The 22,098-nt window shown below is 55.6% G+C and carries 16 protein-coding genes; 7 read left to right on the top strand and 9 right to left on the bottom strand.

The window, feature by feature from the left end:
- Positions 1-112: 112 nt before the first annotated feature.
- Positions 113-5,785, bottom strand: a complete 5,673-nt coding sequence (locus VN577_07220; GenBank protein ID HWR14602.1) for a papain-like cysteine protease family protein — start codon at positions 5,783-5,785, stop codon at positions 113-115.
- Between the two features lie 485 nt (positions 5,786-6,270).
- Here VN577_07220 and VN577_07215 point away from each other — a divergent pair, with 485 nt between their 5' ends.
- The 5 genes from VN577_07215 (at position 6,271) to VN577_07195 (ending at position 12,223) form a co-directional block, all read left to right on the top strand.
- On the top strand, positions 6,271-6,732 hold the full coding sequence (locus tag VN577_07215; protein ID HWR14601.1) for a single-stranded DNA-binding protein: 462 nt from the start codon (positions 6,271-6,273) through the stop codon (positions 6,730-6,732).
- Positions 6,733-7,068: 336 nt separating this feature from the next.
- Entirely contained in the window at positions 7,069-8,271 is a 1,203-nt protein-coding gene (locus VN577_07210) for a site-specific integrase (protein HWR14600.1), read from the top strand.
- Complete coding sequence (locus tag VN577_07205) at positions 8,268-9,791, top strand: site-specific integrase (protein ID HWR14599.1); 1,524 nt, start codon at positions 8,268-8,270, stop codon at positions 9,789-9,791. Before VN577_07210 ends, VN577_07205 begins: the two co-directional genes overlap by 4 nt.
- Positions 9,784-11,796: a hypothetical protein gene (locus tag VN577_07200; GenBank protein ID HWR14598.1), complete on the top strand. Its 2,013-nt coding sequence runs from the start codon at positions 9,784-9,786 to the stop codon at positions 11,794-11,796. The genes VN577_07205 and VN577_07200 overlap by 8 nt, the downstream gene beginning before the upstream one ends.
- On the top strand, positions 11,777-12,223 hold the full coding sequence (locus VN577_07195; GenBank protein ID HWR14597.1) for a hypothetical protein: 447 nt from the start codon (positions 11,777-11,779) through the stop codon (positions 12,221-12,223). Before VN577_07200 ends, VN577_07195 begins: the two co-directional genes overlap by 20 nt.
- Here VN577_07195 and VN577_07190 read toward each other — a convergent pair.
- Positions 12,220-12,462 (bottom strand): hypothetical protein, encoded by a 243-nt coding sequence (locus tag VN577_07190; protein ID HWR14596.1) that lies wholly within the window; start codon positions 12,460-12,462, stop codon positions 12,220-12,222. The genes VN577_07195 and VN577_07190 overlap by 4 nt on opposite strands.
- 71 nt (positions 12,463-12,533) lie before the next feature.
- Between VN577_07190 and VN577_07185 the strand changes: the two genes are divergently transcribed.
- Complete coding sequence (locus VN577_07185) at positions 12,534-12,749, top strand: helix-turn-helix transcriptional regulator (GenBank protein ID HWR14595.1); 216 nt, start codon at positions 12,534-12,536, stop codon at positions 12,747-12,749.
- Positions 12,750-12,759: 10 nt separating this feature from the next.
- Here the strand turns inward: VN577_07185 and VN577_07180 are convergent, their stop codons facing one another.
- From VN577_07180 to VN577_07170, 3 genes are all read right to left on the bottom strand, one after another.
- Positions 12,760-13,929 (bottom strand): beta-propeller fold lactonase family protein, encoded by a 1,170-nt coding sequence (locus VN577_07180; GenBank protein HWR14594.1) that lies wholly within the window; start codon positions 13,927-13,929, stop codon positions 12,760-12,762.
- Positions 13,930-14,435: 506 nt separating this feature from the next.
- The gene (locus tag VN577_07175; GenBank protein HWR14593.1) at positions 14,436-15,467 is read right to left on the bottom strand and encodes a WD40 repeat domain-containing protein; all 1,032 of its coding nucleotides are present in this window, start codon (positions 15,465-15,467) and stop codon (positions 14,436-14,438) included.
- A gap of 344 nt (positions 15,468-15,811) precedes the next feature.
- Entirely contained in the window at positions 15,812-16,795 is a 984-nt protein-coding gene (locus VN577_07170; protein ID HWR14592.1) for a hypothetical protein, read from the bottom strand.
- Between the two features lie 168 nt (positions 16,796-16,963).
- On the opposite strand from VN577_07170, the gene VN577_07165 reads away from it, so the two are divergent.
- Positions 16,964-17,968, top strand: coding sequence for a hypothetical protein (locus tag VN577_07165; GenBank protein ID HWR14591.1), 1,005 nt, complete (start codon positions 16,964-16,966; stop codon positions 17,966-17,968).
- Between the two features lie 50 nt (positions 17,969-18,018).
- Here VN577_07165 and VN577_07160 read toward each other — a convergent pair whose 3' ends face one another.
- From VN577_07160 to VN577_07145, 4 genes are all read right to left on the bottom strand, one after another.
- Complete coding sequence (locus VN577_07160; GenBank protein ID HWR14590.1) at positions 18,019-18,351, bottom strand: cupin domain-containing protein; 333 nt, start codon at positions 18,349-18,351, stop codon at positions 18,019-18,021.
- A gap of 143 nt (positions 18,352-18,494) precedes the next feature.
- Complete coding sequence (locus VN577_07155; protein ID HWR14589.1) at positions 18,495-19,250, bottom strand: hypothetical protein; 756 nt, start codon at positions 19,248-19,250, stop codon at positions 18,495-18,497.
- A gap of 255 nt (positions 19,251-19,505) precedes the next feature.
- Positions 19,506-20,270 (bottom strand): bifunctional hydroxymethylpyrimidine kinase/phosphomethylpyrimidine kinase, encoded by a 765-nt coding sequence (gene thiD / locus VN577_07150; protein ID HWR14588.1) that lies wholly within the window; start codon positions 20,268-20,270, stop codon positions 19,506-19,508.
- 1 nt (position 20,271) lies between these two features.
- Positions 20,272-21,816 carry a helicase HerA-like domain-containing protein gene (locus VN577_07145; protein ID HWR14587.1) on the bottom strand — a complete coding sequence of 515 codons (1,545 nt, stop codon included), beginning with the start codon at positions 21,814-21,816 and terminating at the stop codon, positions 20,272-20,274.
- Positions 21,817-22,098 lie beyond the last annotated feature (282 nt).

Below are 22,098 nucleotides of genomic sequence, written 5' to 3'. Positions count from 1 at the left end.
GATGACAAAGATCGCTGTCTATTCCCTTTCTCGGCGCACTTGGCTGACATGCCGGGACGGCAGCGCCAGCGAGAAGTAATCTCGCTGGCATCTGCCATTTAGGAACCCAGGCTTAAATCCCATCCAAATCGACGAGGACAACGTCGCGCTTTATGTTGTTCACGATCTTGGGCGCATTGTTCTCGATGATTTCCGCACATTGACTGTTGGTGGCCCGGATAGGAACCGTCTGAATGGTTTTCACTTTCAGGAACTTGTTTTTCATCAGGTCCTTCATCAAATCGTAGGCCGCGGATGAGTTTTTGTTTTTAACCATACGAAGGCATGCGTACAGCGATGGCAGCGCTCCATCTACGTGATCACACGCCGTGAAGTAGGCCGCATTCCTCGCTACCGTGGCGTGGCAAATGATGCCGGATGTATCGAGGAAATTGTCCGGCGTCAGATAGCGGTGACCGAAGGTCATGATGAAGTAACGCTTCTTCGCCTTATCGGCAGCTGTGGCCGGGATGCTGGCGGCCGGAAAATCCCATACGCCGCTTACGTCGTCGTAAGAGACGAGTTGATGCCACATCTGATCGAAGTGCGGGCGGGGATTGAACGGATCTGGAGGAGAATTGAAACTGACAAGCCACGTTAGCAACTCGACTAGCCTGTCGAGCTGAGTCACGCTTGGAAGGGTGTAAACGTTTCGGCCTTCTCCCCAGAACACTGCCAGGTATTTGTCTTCATCTTTGTACTTGTCCTGTAGCGTTGCCGCTGTGGCCTTGGCGTCGGGAACCCAGGAAAGGTTCGCGAATTCGATTCCGATCGAGTGATCGTTGAATGCAGAGATGTGGTACTCCATCTCGACCAGGTCGTTGAACTGAACGATGTTGCCGTTGCGCAGAACCGCGAGGTGCGCAGTGTACGGCTTCATGAAAGCGCCTTCACCTTCAGATCCTGTTTCGTGTATGGCGATCTGATTGATTTTGTCGACCTGCCTGAGTTGCTTGTCGTTCCAGATGTCGTTGTGCTGAACCTTGGGATCTGTCTTCCAGTTCTTGTAGTTCCTGAAGTTACCCGGATCGAATGGGTATTCGATCATATTCACGACAACGGTCTTGTCATCATTCGGGATGAAGGCGTTGATCAGTTGGCGGCGTTGTTGAGGTTGAGATCTCCCCTCTTCATCGACGGCACGCTGATCACCGAACCGAACGATCTGGATGAAGAGGTCGGCTCCAGCAGGAGTTTCGCGAACGACGTCCTCGTACTCCTTGGTGAATTGCTGGAAGGTTTCCTCATAGGTCTTCCCTCCGTTGGGATCAATGATCAACAGCGAGGTTCCTGTGGGTGTGCCGTCACCGCGTATGCCGCGGATGATTTTTGCGTGGGCGGCAAGTTCAGTGTCGGACACGTCGACTGTCACCCAAAGTGGCCCGTAGGCTTTGAGCTTTTCGAGGTAGTAGTCGTAGTTGTTGCTTTGGAAATTGCCCTCATCCGGAGCCATGCCAAGAGCGCTGAGGAACGCCAACTTCTCAGATCGCGCCAGCCCAGCACCGTTCTTGAATTTCTGCAGGTATTCTTGGCCAGCCCGGGTTAGGACTTCCTCAATGGTGTAAGGAGTTGCAGGTTGCTCCTTCCAGTTGACCATCATGGTGGCGACGGTTGCCCAGCAGGACATATCGCTGGGTTGTTTCATGACGGGGATGTTCTCGGGCAAAACGAAATTGACTTTGTCCGGGACCTTGCCACCCGTAGCTGCCGCTGGCGATTTCTGCTCGACGCTTGTGCTGGTTCCATCTGGATGCGTTACGGAGGCTTTCACCTCGCGTCCAGCTTGAACCGACTCTGCGGCTGCCTTGCTAAGAGCAGAATTGTTGGCTGTAGAGGCCGCTGCATCCGAGCTAGGCTTGCCACTGATCTGAGCGCGATACACATCCTCGATAAGTTTCTTGCCGGTGTCTTTATCAAGGGTGCCGTCATCCATCGATTTCTTAATGCTCTCGACGGTGGAATCACCACTCTTCAGGTTGGCAGCCTGTTTGGCCAGTTCTGCGGCTTTGTCGGCGTAGTGCTTCGCGCTCTCCTGGTTGGAAAGCATCGCCTGCAGAGCATTCTTCTGGTTCTGGTCCAGGCCAGTGATGTTCGGGAACAGGTCAGACTTGCCCAGCAAGCCGAGAGCGCCGGCCAATGTTGCTCCCGGTTCAGGCGCCTGCGGAGCGTTCTGCAGGTTGATCATCGGGGTTGGGAAAGCTGTCGGCTGAAGCCCCTGCGGCTCGGTGCGCTGCGGTGGGGCGGTTTGAATCGGATTGATCGGAGTCGGCTCGTCGGGATTCGGAGACTCTTCCCAGCGCCAGAAGCGCGTTTCGTCCTTCTTTTCGCACGAATTGCAGGCGCCCATGATCGACTCGCCAAACACTCCACGAGTGGGGACACTGACGCGGAAAGGAGGAATCGGAGTCAGCGGTTGGTAGTGGTCCAGCAGGTTGGTGGGCTTATAGATGATGTTGCCGCGTTCATCGCGGCGAGGCTCGCCGTTGTCGTCGAGCTCGGACTCGTACTCATAGGTAGGATCAAGCTTGTAGCCGGGAGCGACCGGCATGATAAGGCAGTTTCCTGCGATACCAATTACACGGTTCTCCACTACGGACGCCACGCTCTTACCGTTTGAGTTGGGGGCAATAAACCCGTCCAACAGCATGTAACGACGATCCGGATCCATTCGGTACCAAATGGCCTTGTGGTAGTACTCGATGTTGCTGTTGAGATGAGTGCGCAACTTCTTGCTAAGCTCTTCATCCTCTTTCCTGGGATTGCGCAGTTCTTCCGTACTCAGGGGTGTGTACAGGGTGACGTTGTCGGTCGGGATGGTGATTGTCCCGCCGGGGAACGCGATCGAAGTACTCTTCAAATCGTTGTTGATGGCGTCATTGCGATAAAGCACACCGTCGAAGTGGGCAGTCCGATAGCGGAAGGTACCTCGACGAACGATGATGCGTGAGTTGGCGGAGGCGGAAATGTCGTAGTTGGTGTAGATCACCAGCTTCGAGATCTGTTCCCGAGTTATGCCGAGCTTGCCCTGTTTCGGCCTGACGGAAACATACAAGGTGGCGTCACGCTGATAGCGCGAGATCAGAGTTGTATCCAGGTCTATGGAATGCGGGTTGCCGTCTTTATCGATGGCCAGGAACTTCAATGTATCGATGAAGCCTTCGGCGATTTTGGGGGCGATGGTCTCTTCAAAAATGCGGTCTCGTTCCTGCTGGGCACGCTTCGCGAAATAATTGTTGAAGATGAACGCGGTCGTCCACCCGGTGAACATCGTGTACAAAGCCCAGTCTGCATCGATGAGCGGGTAATCGGCGTTGGCGTCGTCCTTATCCTTCGGCCGATTCAGAGTGAGCGAGATATAGAGGTCTCCCGAGAGGTCCAGGACCTCTTCGGCGGCGTAGGTCGTAGTTGGAAAATCGGTACCAGCGTAGTTGTTCTGACGGCGTTCGATTGCATCGAAGCCATCCGCCAGCGGCTTATTGCGATAGGAAATGCCGCCAGTGGAAAGGATGAACACGTTACGCGGGTTGGGATCTCGCAGCGCAGGCCGAAGCTGGTCTTTCCATCGCACCACCTTGGCCTCATCGAACTCCGACATCAGCAGTGGGATAAACAAGCACTCCTGCACGTGCGTAAGCTTCTGCTCGATGGCGTAGTGGCGCAGGACTTCGAAGTACTGCAACGTAATCGCATGACAGTGATTGTGGTTGGCAACAACTTCGGTTTCGACTCGAAAGCGTTCTGTCTGGCGTGCAGTCTGTACGACGGTGCTTCGCTGGTTGCGAACCGCCGATGCGCCTTGCTGCACCATGTCGCGCAACTGGTTCATCCCAGTGGCGGCCACGTCCCGGCTGGAGTCCTGCCACGCCGACGAGGAAGCCGATCCGCTGGAGGCAGAAAATCCTCCCGCCACACCCACCATCACCGAGCTGAACATCGCTCCGATTCCCACACCCAGGCCTCCGGAAACGCCGGAGGTTGAAGCGCGACTGCCGCCGGTCATGTGTTCCGCCAGACTGCCGCGAGTGATGTCCAGGATATCGCGGTTGTGGCTGAGGTACGAGTTCAGGGCCTCATCTTCATGAGTGTCCTCGTCTCTCCTGCCGTACTCGGTTCGATCCCAATCGAAAATCACGACCTGCTTCTTCTGGCCGGGCGCAAGCGGAAGACTGTAGACCAGGTCTCCCAGTGAGTAGCCGTCGGCTTTCCAGATCTGCTTGAAATGCAGTACGTGGCCATGCGCGATCGTTGCCGCCTGGTAGAAGGTGGGCGTGCTGTCCCAGTCGATCGAATTGCTGGCGTTGAGTTCGCCACGACCCGGTACGGTCTTGAACACATCCTTCCAGTAAGTGGGCAATGCAAACTTCGTAGCCGCGGCGGCGATATTGAGCGAACTTAGAACAGGCTGAGCCGAGCGCGTGGTCGCGGGTATGCTCTTGGCCAGCACCCTGGAGGACAAGGTTGGAAGAATCTCTGAAACCGAAGCCTCTGCTGCCATTTCCCGAACGGTTCGTTCGCGCTCGGTACGCTTTTCGATATCGGAGAGTGTCGTTCCTTTAATGGCGGGATCGGTGGTCCGCACTACCATGGTGTAGCTGAACTCCTCCAGCGTGCGGTTCGGCGTGGTGAAGTTCACGCAATTCAATCCAATGTCTTGCGAGTAGGCGCCGGAGTTCTTCACCAGGTCTTCAGGATCCGGCTGGCGCGGGACCTTGGTGCCATCGCACCCACATGCATCGTCATCTTCGGTATAACGCTGCGGCAGTTTCACCACCAGGTACACGAACTTGGGCAGCTTGCCGGTCGGGTGCTCTTCTTCGGCGACGCCCTCCAGTTCCATCGGCACGCCCATTTCCACCGTAGCGTTGAGCGTCCCGGCGACGGTGCCTAGCGCAGCTTCGAGCTCGTCTTTCGGTCGATCGCCAGAGAAGTTTCCGTACCCGTCGGTGACGGCCACAAGAATGGGCCGCGCGGCGCCGTCCCGTTTGCCCCAGAGGATTACCTGCTTGTTCCTGATCTGGTGCTTCCCTTCCAGGTCGACTACCTTGCCCTTAATGCGTTCCGGTTTGGTTTCCTCTACTCGCGCGTCGGTCTTTACGACGATTGCTTGAGGAGGCACAACCTCCAGCACCACATCTTCACGCAGCCGCTCCGCATTGAAACTGCCGCCCGAAGTGCTGTGTCCATCCGGGTACGTCACCGTCACCGGGATCGGTTCGTCTTTCTTCAGCTCTTCCTCGGCTGGCAGGGCCGTCGAGAACTTGTTCGTGCCGGCGCCTAACGTCGCCGCTGCTGACTGTGCTACGTAAGTCTGGTCGTCATCGTCTGCCTGCGCCTTGAAGTCGGCCGTGACCTTGAATCCCTCGAAGCCGTCCGTCTTTTGTGTATCTCCCTTCCAAACCAAGCGGCCATGTAACGTGACGGCTGTTCGCGTGGGTGGAGCTTCGATGCGGTCGATGGGAAGGTCCAGCGGCTTCTCCGAGCGAACCACATTCGCAAGTGGGAATTCTTTACTGAACACCTCGAGCCCTTTGCGGTTGCGAACCGCAAGCCTGAGCTCCTTATCCAACGCGAGCTGGTGAATATCCGGCAGCTCGAAGCCGAACTCGTTGCCTGTGCCCTGGCAGACGAATCGATCCACCACTTCGCGGAAAGTTACTTCCTCAGCACGCTCGGCCAACACCAAATAACGCGCCTCAACTACGTACCCGTCGAACACATCGTTCTTTCCAGGGGTTGTCGTGTTCAATAAATGACCAGTAATCCGCATACAGGGTTCAGCCTTTCAGTATTCAGTTGAAGGAAAGAGAAGCCGTCAAGGAAAGGTTTAGCGCGACGAGGGTGTCGCGCCAGGATATCGAGGGAGTTTAGAGGTATATAGAAGTTTGTCAAGAAAAGTTTTCGAATGCGCGATTCGGTCGATAGGGCCAAACCCCTTACTGGACGGGAGATCCTGTCGAGGATGGCAACGAGCGGAGCCGGCTATTTGCGTGTTAATCGCGGAAGCTTCCCGCAACGGGAAGACCTTCGCAAGGAAACAATTCAACTCTCCTGCGATTTGCTATTGGATGGAGCAAGGAGCATTTATACTGCTGAGCATCGCGATGAATTCGTAGAAAGGAGATCCGCTGGTACTGTCCTACTGCGACGGGTACAGAGATACCCGATCCAGAAGCATGACAACCCAAATTACAGTGACAGCCCAAATTACCAGCGGACAAAAGGCGGTCTTCCATGGCAAAAAGCGTTAATAAAGTCATTCTTCTTGGCAATCTGGGTAAGGACCCCGAGGTCCGGTATACACCGCAAGGAACCGCCGTTGCGACGATGACCATCGCGACCAATGAACGGTTCAAGGATAAGGACGGCAACTGGCAGGACCGCACCGAATGGCACCGCGTGGTGGCATGGCAGCGGCTGGCGGAGATCGCCGGGGAGTATCTGAAGAAGGGGCGGTCGGTCTACATCGAAGGGAAGCTGCAAACCCGTTCGTGGGAAGACAAGAACACCCATGAGAAGAAGTACTCCACCGAGATCGTGGCCAATGACCTGGTGCTGCTTGGTGGCGGTCAAGGTCAGGGCGGTGGTGAAGAAGGCGGATCGCGTTCGCGTGGTGCGTCGGCTGGCGGCATGAACCAGGGCGCGCCCGATTACGAGAACGCAACGCAGATAACGGATGAGGATATTCCGTTCTAGAATTGACCTACCTCATAGATGTAAATAAGTCTATGTATGTAGGAGCAGTAGAAGCTGTGGGAAAGTGGGAAACGCGAAGCGTTTTCCAAGCGAGGTGGGAAACTCCGCAGTTGAGTTTTCCACCTCGCGTCTTTTCCACAGCTTTACGCCGGCCGCGATTTTGCTGCTTGCCACCGTCCTCCTAGTCTTCCGCGAGTCCTCGCCTGTCGGCGCATTAACCTTCTCCGCTACTGCTCCTTGACTACTGGCGCAGCGCGTGTCGGCCCGCCCGGCCGCTCCAAAAACACTGTTGACGGTGAGCTGCGTCACTTAACGTGTGCGCTAGAGAGGCTATACATGCAAGCGGACGTAAACAACATGGGCAAATACCACCTGAAAACCATCATTCTGAGGTCCGGAGAGCGCCTTCCAATGCTCCTCACCGACTCAGGCGTTCCGCTGTACGGACCGACTGTTTTCTCCGTGGCTGAGGTCCGGAACCGACACCGCGCCTCCAACACCATCGTCAATGCCCTTGGCGCACTGTCGGTGTTCCAGACCTTCCTGGATGAACATGGGATCGATCTGCTGGCTCGATTGGACGAGGGCAGTTTGCTCGAACTGGGAGAGATCGAGGGTCTCGTTCGGACCTGTCGAATGGACTTGTCGGCCAGCAGCCCGCAGAAGGCGTTGGTTACCTCCCAGGTCTGCGCATCAAGACTCAGAACCATCTGCAAATACATCGAATGGACGGTTAAAGGAAAGCTACTGGAGAGGGAGTATCGTCACTCCCAGTTACTTCAACAGCGGGGCAAGATCGCAGTGGATACGATCCGTGCTCGGATCCCTCCGGCTACTGCGCAACTTGATGCGCGGGAAGGACTGGCTCCCGAAACCGTCCAACGTGTGATGGACATTGTACGGCCAGATTCCCCGGAGAATCCGTGGAGAACAGAGCATGCGCGTGTAAGAAATCACCTCATCTGGATTCTTCTATATCAGCTCGGAATCCGAGGTGGAGAGTTCCTCGGCATCAGGAATCAACACATCAACTTTAGAAAGGGCACGTTGATGATCATGCGGCAAGCCGATTCCATTGATGATCCGCGTCCTCGGCAACCGAACGCAAAGACACTAGCTCGCGAACTCGCATTATCGGAGCAACTACAGAAGCAGGTCAGTGATTACATTCTCCATTACCGGCGCAAGCTGAAGAACGCAAGCAAGCATGACTTTCTCCTGGTCTCGGAGTCCGGATCACCCCTGTCATATGCAGCTCTTAACAAGGTATTCGCGGTGCTTCGCCAGAAGCACCCGGAACTGCCTCGCAATCTAACGGGACACGTGCTGCGACACACATGGAACGATGTGTTCTCCGAATACGCGGACGGGCACAAGATCGACGAGGAGTCCGAGAAGAGAATCCGCGCCTACCAGATGGGATGGAAGCCTACGTCTAATTCCGCGGCGATATACACGCGACGAACGGTACGGAAGAAGGCGCAGCAGGTTTCACTGTCCCTTCAATCGGTGCTTGTACCTGAAGGAAACAATTCATGAGATTCATTGAGATGCCTGGGGCCAGCAGCGTTGAGCTGCCCCCTTCAATTAGGACGCGCAGCGGAGTGCTTTTCAATCCGCAAGACACCCTCTGGAGCTATCGTGACGGCGTGAATTTGATCAGGCTCAACTTCGATCAGATCCACGCACCCCTGAGAATCTGCCAATCGTTGAAGCTGGTTCTCGCGTGGTACGCAGAGAACCAATCCCCAAGTCATCTCGGCAACCTCTTTGATCGGTTCAGACACTTTGTGTCAAAGATCAGGCTGACGAGCGACACGATCTCAAGTTCCGACCTGATCAACTATCGTGCGACGCTCGATCGGCAAACCGAGTGGTATCTGGGCAGCCTTTCTGGGCTGCTAAAACGTTGGCATCGCATGTCTTTTCCGGGCGTCAGCGATGACGCCGCAAAGTACCTGCGCAGCATAAGAATTAGGGGTAATCCCAAGGGCGTTGCGGTCAGGACCATGGATCCCGAACAGGGCAGATTTACGGACGTGGAGTTCGAGGCGATTAGAACCGCTTTGAATCAAGCGCACGAGCTTCATTCGATTGATCAGGAAGACTACGTACTCACGTTGCTGTTCATGGCATTAGGACCTCGTCCCATTCAATACGCGGCGATGAAGGTGTGCGATATCACTTCTCTCTCAACGGGCAGCGGAACGACATACGTAATCGCGGTCCCACGCGCCAAGAAGCGGGAACAAGATGGACGATCCAGCTTCAAGAAGAGGACGCTGACGCCAGCCATCGGCAAATTAGTACTGGAACACGCGGTGGAGGTGCGAAATCGATTCGCGTCACTGCTACAGGATCCGCAACAAGCCCCTCTTTTCCCGGCAAAGCGGCGGCTAAAGAGAGAATCCCCTGGTTTCGAATACCACCGGACAGCTGGTTCGCTTAGCGAGTGGTTTCAGGTGACGATGGATCGTTTGATGGTGCGATCCGAACGGACGGGGAAGTCGATGAACATCAATGCAACTCGCTTCCGCCGAACCTTGGCGTGTCGCGCAGCAGACGAAGGGCACGGGGAACTGGTCATCGCCGAACTCTTGGACCACACCGACACTCAGAATGCCGGCGTTTATGTGGAAGCCACTCCCGGCATGATGGAAAGAATCGACCGGGCGGTTGCGTTGAAGCTTGCGCCTCTGGCGCAAGCGTTCGCTGGCGTGATCATTACTGACGAATCACAGGCGCGTCGTTCTGGAGATCCGAGCAGTCGAATCCGCGATCCCCGGCTTGATCCCAAACCGGTTGGCAACTGTGGTGAATACGGCTTCTGCGGACTCATGGCACCGATCGCCTGCTATACATGCCGGAGCTTCGAACCTTGGCTCGATGGTCCTCACGAGGCAGTTTTGGATCACCTGATCAAGGAACGCGAGCGGCTGTACTCATCATCCGACAGGCGAATTGCCAGTATCGACGACCGAACGATCCTCGCTGTTGCTGAGGTGGTGAGAAGATGCGCCGACATTACGGGCGGAAAGCAGGAACATCCCAATGAGTAGTGCCATCGTGTTTTGCCCCCGCCCTGACTTGTCGAGGAATGAAAACTTCGTCGGGTTCATCGGGTCAGCGCGTAATGATCTACACGTCTTCGGAGCGGATCTGAAGTTCACTGACAACGTATGGGATCTGACTGATCACATTGATTTGAAGGGCAGAGGCAACAAGCGCGTTCGAATCAACTTCTACGCCTTCTCCAGCGACAAGAAATCAGAAGTTCCTATCCGTGAGCCCTTTCTTTCGTTTGCGAAGGCCTATTACCGCTACATGCACGGACTCCGGCCGAAGAAGTTCGTCCAGGCCCGGCTCTATGCATTGAAGGCCGTTTACCAGGCTCTCGATTCCGAACTCCGCACGTCTGAGATTGCGAGTATCAACGGCCATGTGTTCGATACGGCGGCAGAGATCATTAGAAAACGCTATGACCCGGCACTTGCTTACCGTGTGGGTGGTGATCTTGAGCAACTCGCGGCGTTCTTGACCGAAAACGACTTCACTGCGATCCCGGTTCGTTGGCGTAACACCCTGCCCCGCCCGAAAGATACCCAGAGGGTTGGGAAGGAATTCGACGAGCGTCGCGCCGCCAAGATGCCATCAGAAGGTGCGCTCGATGCTTTACCACAGGCATTTCACCTTGCGAAGCAACCTACGGATGTCATCGTCACATCTGTCACGGCGATCCTGCTCGGTGCGCCGAGCCGGATCAGCGAGGTCTTACTTCTTCCGGAAAACTGCGAGGTCACACAGCAAACAGAAGATGACACCCGTGTACTGCTGCGCTGGTGGCCATCCAAAGGCGCTCCGCCCATGCTGAAACCGGTGTATAGCGGAATGTCTCAAGTCATCAGCGATGCGATATCAAAGCTAAAGGCCGCCACTGCACCAGCACGTGAAATCGCATATTGGTACGAAAACAACCCGGGGCATTTGTTTCTGCCGCCCGGAACTGAACATCTGCGAAACAGAACTTATCTCACGACCAAAGAGGTTGCTCAGATCATTGGAGTGGACAAGGGAGGCCAGTGGTGCAGGGTTCAGAAGATCCCTTGGCAGCCGGTCGATGGCAAGAAGGCCGTCCTCTTTAGAGATGTCGAAGATGCGGTCCTAAGGATGCTGCCGCAGGGGTTCCCGGTACTGAACAAGGAGACTGGCCTTCGTTACAGCGAGGCACTACTGGTCGTTCGGACGAACGAGTTGCACGGCACCCGAACTACCTATCTCTGCATGGTTGAACCGGTTCCAACCGACTTCATCAATGATGCTCTAGGTTCCAAGAACGACGGCCGAGCATCGATGTTCGATCGATTGGGGCTGACAGAAGCCGATGGAAGCAAGATTAAAGTCACGACTCACCAATTCCGACATTACCTGAACACGATCGCCCAAATGGGCGGTCTGAGCCAACTCGACATCGCGAAGTGGTCAGGCCGAGTCGATGTGCGCCAGAACGCCGCATACGACCATGTCAGCACCGACGAGATGCTCCTTATGATCAGGAATGCAGTTGGCGATAGTTCGCTTATGTTCGGGCCGCTCGGCGCAGTTCCCGACCGACGGCTGATACCCAGGGATGAGTTCGCTCAACTGAAGGTCCCTACGGCGCACGTGACGGACCTCGGATACTGCATCCACGATTTCACGATGTCGCCCTGCGAAGACTATCGGGACTGCATAAACTGCGAAGAACTTGTCTGCATCAAGGGTCAATGCGTCAAGAATGCACAGGTAAAGCGCCAGCTCGAAGAAACGCGGGAGCTCTTAGGGCGTGCCGAAGCCGCTCAAGCTGAAGGCCAATACGGAGCGGACAGGTGGACTGTTCACCAGCGAGAGACCGTGGAGCGACTGGAACAGCTTGCGTCGATCTTGGATGATCCCTCAGTTCCCGTAGGCAGTTTTATCAGCTTGGCGCCGCCCCATGCGCGGCGCCTGGCCGGACAGCCGGAAATCGAGAATCGGCCCCAGTTGCGGCTGGTCGGAGAAGATTCGGATGCCATCAAAGAGATCTAAAAACCTAACCAGTGAAGATGTGGAAACAATCGTGGGCCTGTTGGACGGATGGACTGGCCCGCTAACCTGGAACCTTCTGATTGATGCTGTTTATGGCTGGCTGCACTGCAAATACACGAGGCAGGCGCTGCACAAACACGAGCGCATCAGAATCGCTTTTGATGTGCGAAAGAAGAACCTGAAACCCGGCGACCAGCCGGTACGGGGGTCAGTGCAACTCCAGAAGGCCACTGAACGGATATCACGCTTAGAAGCCGAGAATCAGCGTCTCCACGCCGAGAACAGCACTCTGCTGGAGCAGTTCGCACGCTGGGCCTTCAACGCTTACGTGCGCGGCATCCCTCAAAACGAACTCGATCGCCCGCTTCCGGAAATTGATCGCCGGCAGACGCCTATGCTGGTGCATTCAAGGCCGGCGCGCAGCTAGTGCTGCTGGGGCGTTCCCGATTGCTGTCTGACCTGTCGCGCCTTGCGAAGCCACTCTTCAGTGGCTTCGCGCAGGAACGTGGCGACGTTCTGATCGAATTCCCGACCAAGATCCGTCAGTTCCTCCCACCAGGACAGCGGAACGCTGAACTGGATCTGCTTCTGGGGTTCCTTGGTCTTCCGTTGAAGGGATGCCGGCACTTCAAACGTCCTGGGGGCGCTGCCCGCCTGTGTTGTCATCTAGGTCCTCCGTCCACGATTGTTGGCAATTGCCAACACATGGGCAATAGCCTACACGCGATTATCTGGAGGTGTCCACTGACATTCGTGTTCGCCTCGGTAGCCGCGTCCGCGCCCTACGGCGCGACCGCGGCTGGACTCAAGTAGAGATGGCCGAGTTGCTAGGGATTGATCGCAGCTATTTATCAGAGATCGAAACCGGCAAAAAGGATCCCAGCCTCCGTGTCCTGAAGACCATTGCAGACGGCTTCAAGTTGAGCCTTTCTCGCTTTCTCCGTGGAATATAGTACTGGCCAGTTAAGATCGTGGAACCAACACAACGTGGTTGGGTCCGCCGCCTGTCAGGATGCCTGAGTCAAAGCCGGTGCCAGAGAGCGGTCTCAAGGCGCCAGAGGTGGAGTCTATTCGATAAGAGGCTACATGGCCGACGTCCAGATCATTGACCCTTGAGACCACCAGAATAGTTCCTTTCGGTGAAACTGCTACCGACGATGGAACCTGATTGTCTAGAAACGGAGAATCGGGCATTGGCAAGATACTTCCGCTGAGAGCATCGAATTTCCAACCAAGGATTCCGTTATCGAAATGGCTATTAATGCCCCGTCCAAGCGCATCGTCCATGTAGAGATATCGGCCGTCAGGGGAAATCGCAATACTGGTTGACAGATAAGAGCTTGGGACGCGCGACCCTGGAGCCTCTTGCAGTTGCCCTGTAGGGTCGATCTTGAACAGCAAAAGCTTGCTCTCGATGTATGCGTTCACGACCAAGTAGGTGTCAGTTGGATCTACAGCCATTGCGCAGTTGAGGAATCCAGTGTGGAAGGTCGCGATTCTAGCTAGAGTTCCGTTCCCCTGATCGATGGCGAAAACGTAGATTGCATCCGAGTAAAGTGTGCCCGTGACGAACAAAAACTTGCCTGAATGCGTGATCGCCAGAGTGTTTGCGTCTGCGTCAACCGCGAAAGGAGAACCCGGGACTGGGGTTAGCTCGCCGTTTTGGGAGCCGATGCTGAATGCTTCTACCGCGTTTGGAACTGTTGCGACGAACAGAAATCTGCCGGAAGGCGACACCATGGTGCCCACCGGCCTAGCAGATGGATCGACGAGCTTAATATCAGGTCCTGCCGATTTCATTCCGCCATTCCCGTCGAGAGCAAGACGAGTTATCGTGTTTCCATCAGTATTGCCGACGAACAAGAATCGCCTGTCTGGAGTTACCGCTGGATATCCCGGACTTGGCCCCGTCGGGGCTGTAGCTGTAACTTGCATTTGTCCATTGATCTCGTCCAGTAAAAAGGCAGTCACAGAGTTGCTTCTGATGTTCGCGACATAACCGACGGCAGTGACGGTGGAAGACCCTGATGGCGCAGATGTTTGTCTTCCACCTCCGCAGCCCAAAAGTGTTGCTATTGAGACTAAAACGGTTGTGAGAAAGGTTACTCTTCGCTCCGGAATCCGATGTCTCATCTCGACGCAGTAAGGTATCGAGGAAGTTACGTCCACGGAAGAGCGCCAATCACGTCGTCATGTGACTCCTCAGAATCTCCCGGTCCAACGGCTGGGTGGATCCACTTATGGTGAATTTCGGTAGAAGACGTATTCTGTCGCTAATGTAAACAAAATGCTGGTTCGGTCAACTCGTAGCAGCTTTTGTTTACAAGTACAAAGAATCCGAGGACAAGTCTCGTGCTTATCTATATTTAACGTCAAGTACTTGTGTGGCTTTTTACAACTGTTCGGTAAATACAACCGTTCTAAGCTGTTTGCTATTTGCTTCTAGTGGCCGCCGGTGAATGCTGGCGGCCTTTTCTTTTGGTCGGGGTCCCAAGTTGAGATGCCCGAGATGCTGGGCGTCGATCGCAGTTACTTATCCGAGATTGAGACGGGCAAGAAGGACCCTAGCCTCCGAGTTCTCAAAACGATCGCAGACGGTTTTAATCTGCCGCTGTCCCAATTCCTTCGAGGCCTGTAGATCATTTCGGCGGCACGTAGAACGACAGCGTTTCGTCTTGAACCACAGCCAATTCTAGGCTCTTCGGATTGAACTGAAAGAGATTGCTGCCTTGCAGAGTGGTTTTCTTCTTGTCCTTGATTCGATAGATCGAAACGTTACCTGGCTTTGAGGAACCCACAGCCACCATTTGATCGTCAAATGAAAGGCTCGCATCCGTCCCGGTGTTCTCTTCTTTGATCCTGAGTAGACGTTTCATACCTGAGACGGCCCAAACATCCACGAAATCTGGTTGACCAAACCACCCGCGACCAAGTGCAACCAACTCCCCATCCCAACTCGCTGCGACACGATGGGTGGGAGCATCGTCATCCTGCATCGCGCCTAGTGAAAAGGCAGCTTGATTTCCCTGCCCTTTCTCAAATTTGACGGCAGTCGAGGCGTCACCAGTCTGTTGAATCTTAGTTGCTTGCCCGGTTTTGACATCAACGAGGTAAGGAACGCGTGCCACAGAAACCGCAACTTGCCCACCCTTCACAAAGGAGGGATCGACTGGCCTCGCCCCTTTGCTGAACAGTGGACGCATGGGTTTTAGATCCCTGACGTCCCAGAGCACTAATGCTTCGCCCTGCTTCTTGCCGTCGCCTCCAACCAGCAGGTTCTCCTCTTCGGAGGCTTCACATGCGCGAATACCTTCTGCGTTCGCAACCGCTTTCCAATCCGCTGCCGAAAACACCTGAACCTGGTTTTCGCCACCGCAGGCCAGCAGCCGTCCTGACTTGGGGAGGAAGTGTATCTCGAGGAGGGGTTTCAAATCGGATGCTACGGTTTTAATAACTGATCCTGAATCGACGGCGATGATCCTAAGATTGCCGTCAGCGTCTCCGACTGCAATCAGCTTACCGTCGGGTGAATACCTAATGACTTTGGGAGAGCTCCCGACAGCCACAGCTTTTCGTGGCTTCCACTTTGGAAAATCGGCGGCACTAGATGTCATGGCCGCAGCGAGGATAACGATGAAAAGAACCAGACGGTTTGAGTTCATGCTGGCCATTGTCACACAACCGGCTAGCTTTGACTCACACTTCGGACACCTCACGATGGCTTTGGTTCACCCACTCAATCCGGTACGATGATGATGTTGGTGCCACCTAATCGAGACGGTGAATGTAAACAATTGCCTGCTGTCGATGGGTTCTTGTTTACTTCGAATGCGATGCAGTCATGTCCATCTATATCATTGTATTCATTTATGTTATACGACTGTTTACTATGTATTGGTAAACACAACCGTTCTAAGAGCTCTTAGCGTTTAGTGGCCGCCGGTGGATGCCGGCGGCTTCTTCTTTTGGACCGGAGACAGTCGTGTACGACTCGCCGGTCGAGTCCGCGATCCGATCAGGCAGACATCACCTTTGCCGACTCCTGCCGGGCTCGATTCCGCCGAGCCGCGACGAACAGCAAGATCACAGCGCCGGCCGCAAAAACGACATTGCCGATTCGATTGATGGTTCCAGCTCGGCCAACCGAAGGATTCTGAACGAAAGCGTGCCACGCATAAGCGAGCGCTGCTCCGCCGGCTAATGCCAGCCGGTGCAGACCACCCCAACTGCTGCGCTGCGACCAAGCGACGGCCGCGCCAATCATGCCAGCACAAACAGTGATGTAAATCATCACGGCGCTCCATGCCCAACGGTTCGGAACAACCAGAAAGACTGATCCAGCCGCTAAAGAGATCAGACCAACCAGCCAGGCATTAGGAACGGCTCCGGGCGCTCGCCCTTCCGCCGGCTTCGGCAAACGGAACGCGAACACGATCACGACCAGGCAGATGACGGCAGCAGAGACGAACTGCGTCATGGAAGCGACGAAATGTACACGGTCCTGCTTGATCGAGAAGGATGTGATCGAAATCGTCGCCAGCACGAACAACACTGCAACCACTAACAGCCCGATACGGCCAAGCCACGGTTTGGTCGAGCGCTCGGGGACGCAAGATTCGGTCAGTGCAATCGGAACAGAAATGCTCCACACCGAGTGGAGCATGAGAACGAACACGGTCCACCAGCCACCAATGCCGAGCGCGGGAATGTACGCGGGATCGAGCAGGTGCAGGTTCATCCCGAGATAATCAGGATTGAACAAACTCTGCGTCATGAACGCTTCTTCAAGGATGCCGAATGCCAGTCCGAGGGTGATGATCGTGGGCCATCCACGGTCATTGCGGCGGACAACTTCACGGATCAGCAGCGCGCCGCCGCCATACATCGGAGCCAGCACGATGAGCGTACCGAGCATGGTGATGGACATGTTGCCAAGCAGAAACTCCGCCACAAGTGGGGCAAGGAAGAATAATCCGACTGCAGGCAGAATGCGCCGCATGGACGTAGTGTAGCGAAAGAGGTCAGATATACAAGAAGGAGAATACGAGCCTTCGAGTTGCGCTTCATCCAATCTTCTTTTGACTGGTGCCATTGGCCGGGCAACTCAAAACCGGCAGAAACCCACAAACCCGCAGCCCCCTCTTCTGCTCCCCGCTTAGGAGGTTCTATGCTTTCCGTAATGCGATCGTGGCTGCTCGCAACGATAACCAGCACAGTTGTATTCGCACTCTCTTCGATGGCTCTCGCAGACTGCACCGCGCCTTCCAGTCCGGGAGTCAGGATTTGTGCTCCCACTCCAAACGCAACCATGGTTTACACTCCCATGATTGATTTCAATTCCACGCCCTCACCCGCAGCGTACATTGTCCAGTTCAAGATCTACGACAACGGTCATCTGACGGTCACGGGTCTCGCGAACGAATCGGGCGGACTCATTCTCGACGGCAGCATGAAGCAAGGTTTCCACAACGTTGTGATCAACGTTTGGGACAGCTCCGGGAGACTCTTTCAGGGCAAGATATCGTTCATCGTCATTGCCAATGGCGGAAACGGTTTCCCATTCACCTGCCCACTTCCCGGTTCTCCGGGAATAAACTTCTGTGTTCCTACTGCGGGCTCAGTGCTCGGAGTTTCTTACCAGGTAACTGCTTCCGCCACAGCTACGTCCGGTCACTCGATTTCTGCCATGCGCTTGTATGTGGACGGCAAGGCGGAAGACACGCAGTACAACACCCGCCAGTTCCCTACGGGAGCATTTACCGGTACACAGGGAAATCACACTATCGCGGTCGTAGCGTGGGACACTTCCGGCCACGTCTTCAGCAACACCAGGATTCTCAACTCGGCATTTACCTGGGATTACGTCTCCTGTCCCCCGAAAGGGACTGGCACCTGCAGCCCAGGGTTCGACACTACCCTCTCACCCATCCCGAACAGCTACGTCGGAAATTCCTTCGAGCTGAAAGCCGACATTCAGAACAATCCTGCGCCAATTACGGCCGTGAAAGCGTATATCGACAATACGTTGGTCGCTACCTCTACTGGCCCTTTGCTACTGCAAACGGTTTCGAATGCACCCAGCGGCACGCATTTCATAACCTTTCAGGGCTGGGACACGAGGGGAATACTCTATCGAGTCCAGTACAACGTAAACATCAATGTGCCGCACTGAGGTCAGGACTGAGGCGGGTCCGCGCGGGCCCGCCTCAGAAACAAAGGTGCTTATAAATTCTCCTGAATGAATCGTGGACTCTGGTGGACATCGAGTTGGACGAGTGGCGTATCGCCTTCGGCTTTGAAGGAGTGGATCTCGCCGGCCTTAATGATGAAGATATCTCCGGCGCGGCCTTCGAAGGTTTTGCCGTTTACCGTCCAGGTTCCGCGGCCTTCGAGAATGAACTGGACCTCGTCATAAGGATGACGATGCGGCCCAGGCCCGGACCCTGGCTTTCCGTGAAACAGAAATACCGAAACATTCGTATCACCCTGATCTGCTCCAATAAACTGAAACGAACTCCCAACAAACGGCAAATTCTCTTTGCGGACATGATGCATGCGTATGAGTCTCCCCAGCGAAAGTAGAAATTAGATGAGAGTGTCGATTGTGAAGCTCCGGAATGTTTATTCGGGGGAACCGATAAACGTTTCCGAAATAAGAAAGCCGCCCTTCGCAAGGCGGCTTAAGTTTTTGCGGGCGGTCAGCGGCGCATGCGCCGGCGAATCGCACTCGCAAGTATCAGCAGGCCGGACCCGTAGAGGAAGAGCGAAGCCGGCTCAGGTATGGATTGAAATGCAACGAAGGAAGTTCCGTCACTGGCGTAATACAGCGCAGTTCCTCCCGTGACCCCCGATGCACAGGAATAATCGAAGCTCGAGACACCGGCGTTCAAAGGCTGGTTGGCGATTTGACCGCCGGTGGCTGCTCTCAAACTTCCGCAGTCGAGCATGGCCGGGTTAATGGCCATGCCACTTCCGAGAGTAGTGAGAGCGGTATTGAGGTAACCGTTGATTGCAGTGAATTCAGTGTCTGCGTTTTCGCCGATAAGGAACAGGGTTCCTCCTCCTCCCAGGAAGCTGCCCATTGCGGCAAGCTGAGAAGTGGTGTACCCGGTCTCCGGCAGGATGCTGATGAAGAGGTTCGCACCGGCGAGGTCGGTCGCCGTGAAGGAGCTGCTGACCGCGGTGATCGAAACTCCCGCGAGACTGTTATAGAGATTGAAGATCGCATTCTCGGCCAGACCGGTACTTCCGCTGCTGTAGCCGTTCTGTTGAACGACCTTCGTACCAGTGCCGAGGATATTCGTGAAGAAGAGGCCGTTGTCGGCCGGCATCGGTGCACCAAACGATCCGTCGATGCCATTGCCGATGTTCGAGTCGCCGGAGACGATCAGCGTCCCGGCAAACATGGCAGTTGAGACAAGTAAAGTAGCGAGAATGATCAGGATTCTTCGCAAAGAAACCCTCCTTTCCGGAGCCTCCTTCTACTGGCAGGAGGATCCAGCGGAGAGCTCCGGCTGGTGCCCAGGGCCTTAACGAAAGGATTTGCAGTCTAACCATGCAATTTCCATACCAATAGTCTCGCTGATAACAGGCACGTTACAGGCGAAGTCGGCTGGAATCTGCAAGAAGTTGCAGTTGGAGGTGAGCAATCCTGCTGAATTGCTGACAACTAACTCCAGAATGAGCGGCACCACAAGAGAAGCTCTCGACTAACGCGCGAGATGATTGAGGGGTCCCACACCTCTTCCGACCGAATAGGCTGACTCGATGGCATGGCGGACGAAACGTTTCGCCTCGATCACCGCTTCCCGCAATGACTTCCCTTTTGCCAATTCACATGCAATCGATGTCGCAAAGGCGCATCCGGTGCCATGCGTCGAACGGGATTGAATCTTCGGCGCGCGAAATTCTTCGGACCCGTCGCGGGTGACGAGAACGTCCACGGCTTCCGCCAGGTGCCCACCCGTAACGACAACCGCTCGGGCGCCCATATCCAGCAGACGGTTCGCAGCCGCGTAGTGATCCGCGGTTCCCGTGAGAGCTTCAGCCTCATCGACGTTTGGTGTAACCACGTCGGCTAGTTGAAGTAGTTGGTTGCGGAGGACAGTCAGACCGAGATGGTCCACCAATTCCGCCCCGGAACTGGACTTCACGATAGGATCCAGGACCACGTTCTTTAGCTTTGCGGATTGCAGAAAGTCGGCAATGACGGCGGCAGAAGAGCCGAGCATTCCGATGCGGACACCTGCTATATCAAAGTCATCAGCGAGCTCATCGAGAGTGCGGCGGATGATCTCCGGGCGAACTGGCTCGACGGCGCTGACACCTTGTGTGGTTTGGACGGTCAGGGCCGTGATGCAGGTAATTCCAAAACAGCCGTGAGCGGCGATCGTCTTGATATCGGCAGTGACGCCTGCGCCGGAAGACGGATCGTACCCGGCGATAGATAGGACAACCGGCGGAGCTTGCGACATGTTAGTACCGCCGGCGCGAGGAAGTGGAACCGCCCAGGAGCGAGCCCAGAACTCCGCGAAGGATCTGGCGTCCGGCCGCGCTGCCGATGGAACGGGCGGCACTCTTAGCCATGGCTTCGCCGATCCCTTCCCGATGTCCACCGCGCGGGCCAGTCGTTCCGCCGAGGATGGTACCGAGTGTTCCGAAGAAGCCGCCGCCACTGCTTGTTGGTTGTTGCTGAGGCGGAGTGTATTGCGGCTGAGTCGGCGTGGCCGTTGGCGGTTCAGCCGATGCCTTCTGCTTCAGTCGCTCGTATGCCGACTCGCGGTCAACAGCTTTCTCGTAGTGGCCAAACAGCACCGAGGACTGAATGATGCGTTTCGTCTCCTCGGGTGTAATGGGGCCAATCTTACTCTGCGGCGGAAACACGAACGCTCGCTCCACCGGGGTTGGGGTGCCCTTCGGATCGAGGACGGAAATCAGACCCTCGCCTACCGCCAGTTCCAGGATGGCCGCTTCGACATCGAGGCCCGGATTCTCGCGGAACGTTTGTGCGGCCGCCCGTACGGCCTTCTGGTCCTTCGGGGTAAAGGCGCGGAGGGCGTGCTGGACCTTGTTTCCGAGTTGGCCGAGGACGTCATCAGGAACGTCGAGCGGATTCTGGGTAACGAAGTAAACGCCGACGCCTTTGGAACGGATCAGGCGGACGACCTGCTCGATCTTGTCGAGGAGCTCCTTGGGGGCGTCTTCGAAAAGAAGATGAGCTTCGTCGAAGAAGAACACCAGGACGGGCTTCTCCGGGTCGCCAACCTCGGGCAGGTTTTCGAAAAGCTCAGACAAGAGCCAGAGGAGGAAGGTGGCGTAGAGCTTGGGAGACTGAACGAGTTTGTTGGCTTGCAGGATGTTGATGATGCCGCGCCCGTCGTTGGCCGTCTGGATGAGGTCATTCAGGTCTAGGGCGGGTTCCCCAAAGAACTGCTCGGCCCCCTGCTGTTCAAGGGTCAGCAGACCACGCTGAATGGCGCCGACCGAGGCGGCAGAGACGTTGCCGTACTGGCTTTTGACTTCGGCCGCGTGGTCGCTGACGAATTCGAGCATGGCGCGGAGATCTTTCAGGTCCAGGAGCAGGAGGCCGTTGTCGTCGGCTACCTTAAAGACGATATTCAGAACGCCTTCCTGGGTGGCGTTCAGGTTCAGGATTCGGCTCAGAAGAAGCGGCCCCATCTCCGAAATCGTGGCTCGGACGGGGTGCCCCAACTCGCCGAAGACGTCCCAAAAGACAACGGGATAAGCCTTTGCGGACCAGTCAGTTAAGGCAAGTTTCTGCACTCTTTCCTGAACTTTCGGATTCTGGCCGCCAGCCTGGCTTATGCCGGCGAGATCGCCCTTTACATCGGCAAGGAAGACGGGAACTCCCCTGTCGCTGAAGTGTTCGGACAGGACCTGCAGGGAAATGGTCTTGCCGGTTCCGGTGGCTCCGGCGATCAGGCCGTGCCGATTGGCCATGCCGGGCAGGAGGCTGATCTCGTTTTGTCCTTTAGCGAAGGTGAGGGGCTGAATTGCCATGATTGCGACTCCCTGAGCGGGTAATTCTTACTCGTCCGAAGATGACCAAAGTAAACCGTAGCGGCTTGCGCTGCAAGGGCTTAGCCCGGATTCGAAGAAGCTTTAGCTCAAAAGTACTAAGGCCGGTGAGGGCTTGCCAACTGAATGGGCAGTCGAGCCATCGAAGAAATGACCGCCAGAAAGGGGTTTTCAGCCCTCCCCCGAGTGTTCAAAGGCACTCCTTTCTGGCGGCACCCTGTTGGGCTCGTCCAGCCATAAAAGAGAGGGCGAGTCAAGCGGTTT

The sequence above is a fragment of the Terriglobales bacterium genome (assembly GCA_035561515.1).
Lineage (GTDB): Bacteria > Acidobacteriota > Terriglobia > Terriglobales > Acidobacteriaceae > DATMXP01.
Note: the sequence above shows the minus strand (reverse complement) of the source record. Positions and strands in the feature narration are given on the sequence as shown.

Excerpts from the sequence above, each read along its gene's own strand:
- VN577_07190 (HWR14596.1), bottom strand. The coding sequence starts at position 12,462 with ATGACAACACAGGCGGGCAGCGCCCCCAGGACGTTTGAAGTGCCGGCA.
- VN577_07170 (HWR14592.1), bottom strand. The coding sequence starts at position 16,795 with ATGCGGCGCATTCTGCCTGCAGTCGGATTATTCTTCCTTGCCCCACTT.
- VN577_07145 (HWR14587.1), bottom strand. The coding sequence starts at position 21,816 with ATGGCAATTCAGCCCCTCACCTTCGCTAAAGGACAAAACGAGATCAGC.
- VN577_07205 (HWR14599.1), top strand. The coding sequence starts at position 8,268 with ATGAGATTCATTGAGATGCCTGGGGCCAGCAGCGTTGAGCTGCCCCCT.
- VN577_07160 (HWR14590.1), bottom strand. The coding sequence starts at position 18,351 with ATGCATCATGTCCGCAAAGAGAATTTGCCGTTTGTTGGGAGTTCGTTT.
- VN577_07215 (HWR14601.1), top strand. The coding sequence starts at position 6,271 with ATGGCAAAAAGCGTTAATAAAGTCATTCTTCTTGGCAATCTGGGTAAG.
- VN577_07200 (HWR14598.1), top strand. The coding sequence starts at position 9,784 with ATGAGTAGTGCCATCGTGTTTTGCCCCCGCCCTGACTTGTCGAGGAAT.
- VN577_07210 (HWR14600.1), top strand. The coding sequence starts at position 7,069 with ATGCAAGCGGACGTAAACAACATGGGCAAATACCACCTGAAAACCATC.
- VN577_07195 (HWR14597.1), top strand. The coding sequence starts at position 11,777 with ATGCCATCAAAGAGATCTAAAAACCTAACCAGTGAAGATGTGGAAACA.
- VN577_07180 (HWR14594.1), bottom strand. The coding sequence starts at position 13,929 with ATGAGACATCGGATTCCGGAGCGAAGAGTAACCTTTCTCACAACCGTT.
- VN577_07165 (HWR14591.1), top strand. The coding sequence starts at position 16,964 with ATGCTTTCCGTAATGCGATCGTGGCTGCTCGCAACGATAACCAGCACA.
- thiD (HWR14588.1), bottom strand. The coding sequence starts at position 20,270 with ATGTCGCAAGCTCCGCCGGTTGTCCTATCTATCGCCGGGTACGATCCG.
- VN577_07175 (HWR14593.1), bottom strand. The coding sequence starts at position 15,467 with ATGGCCAGCATGAACTCAAACCGTCTGGTTCTTTTCATCGTTATCCTC.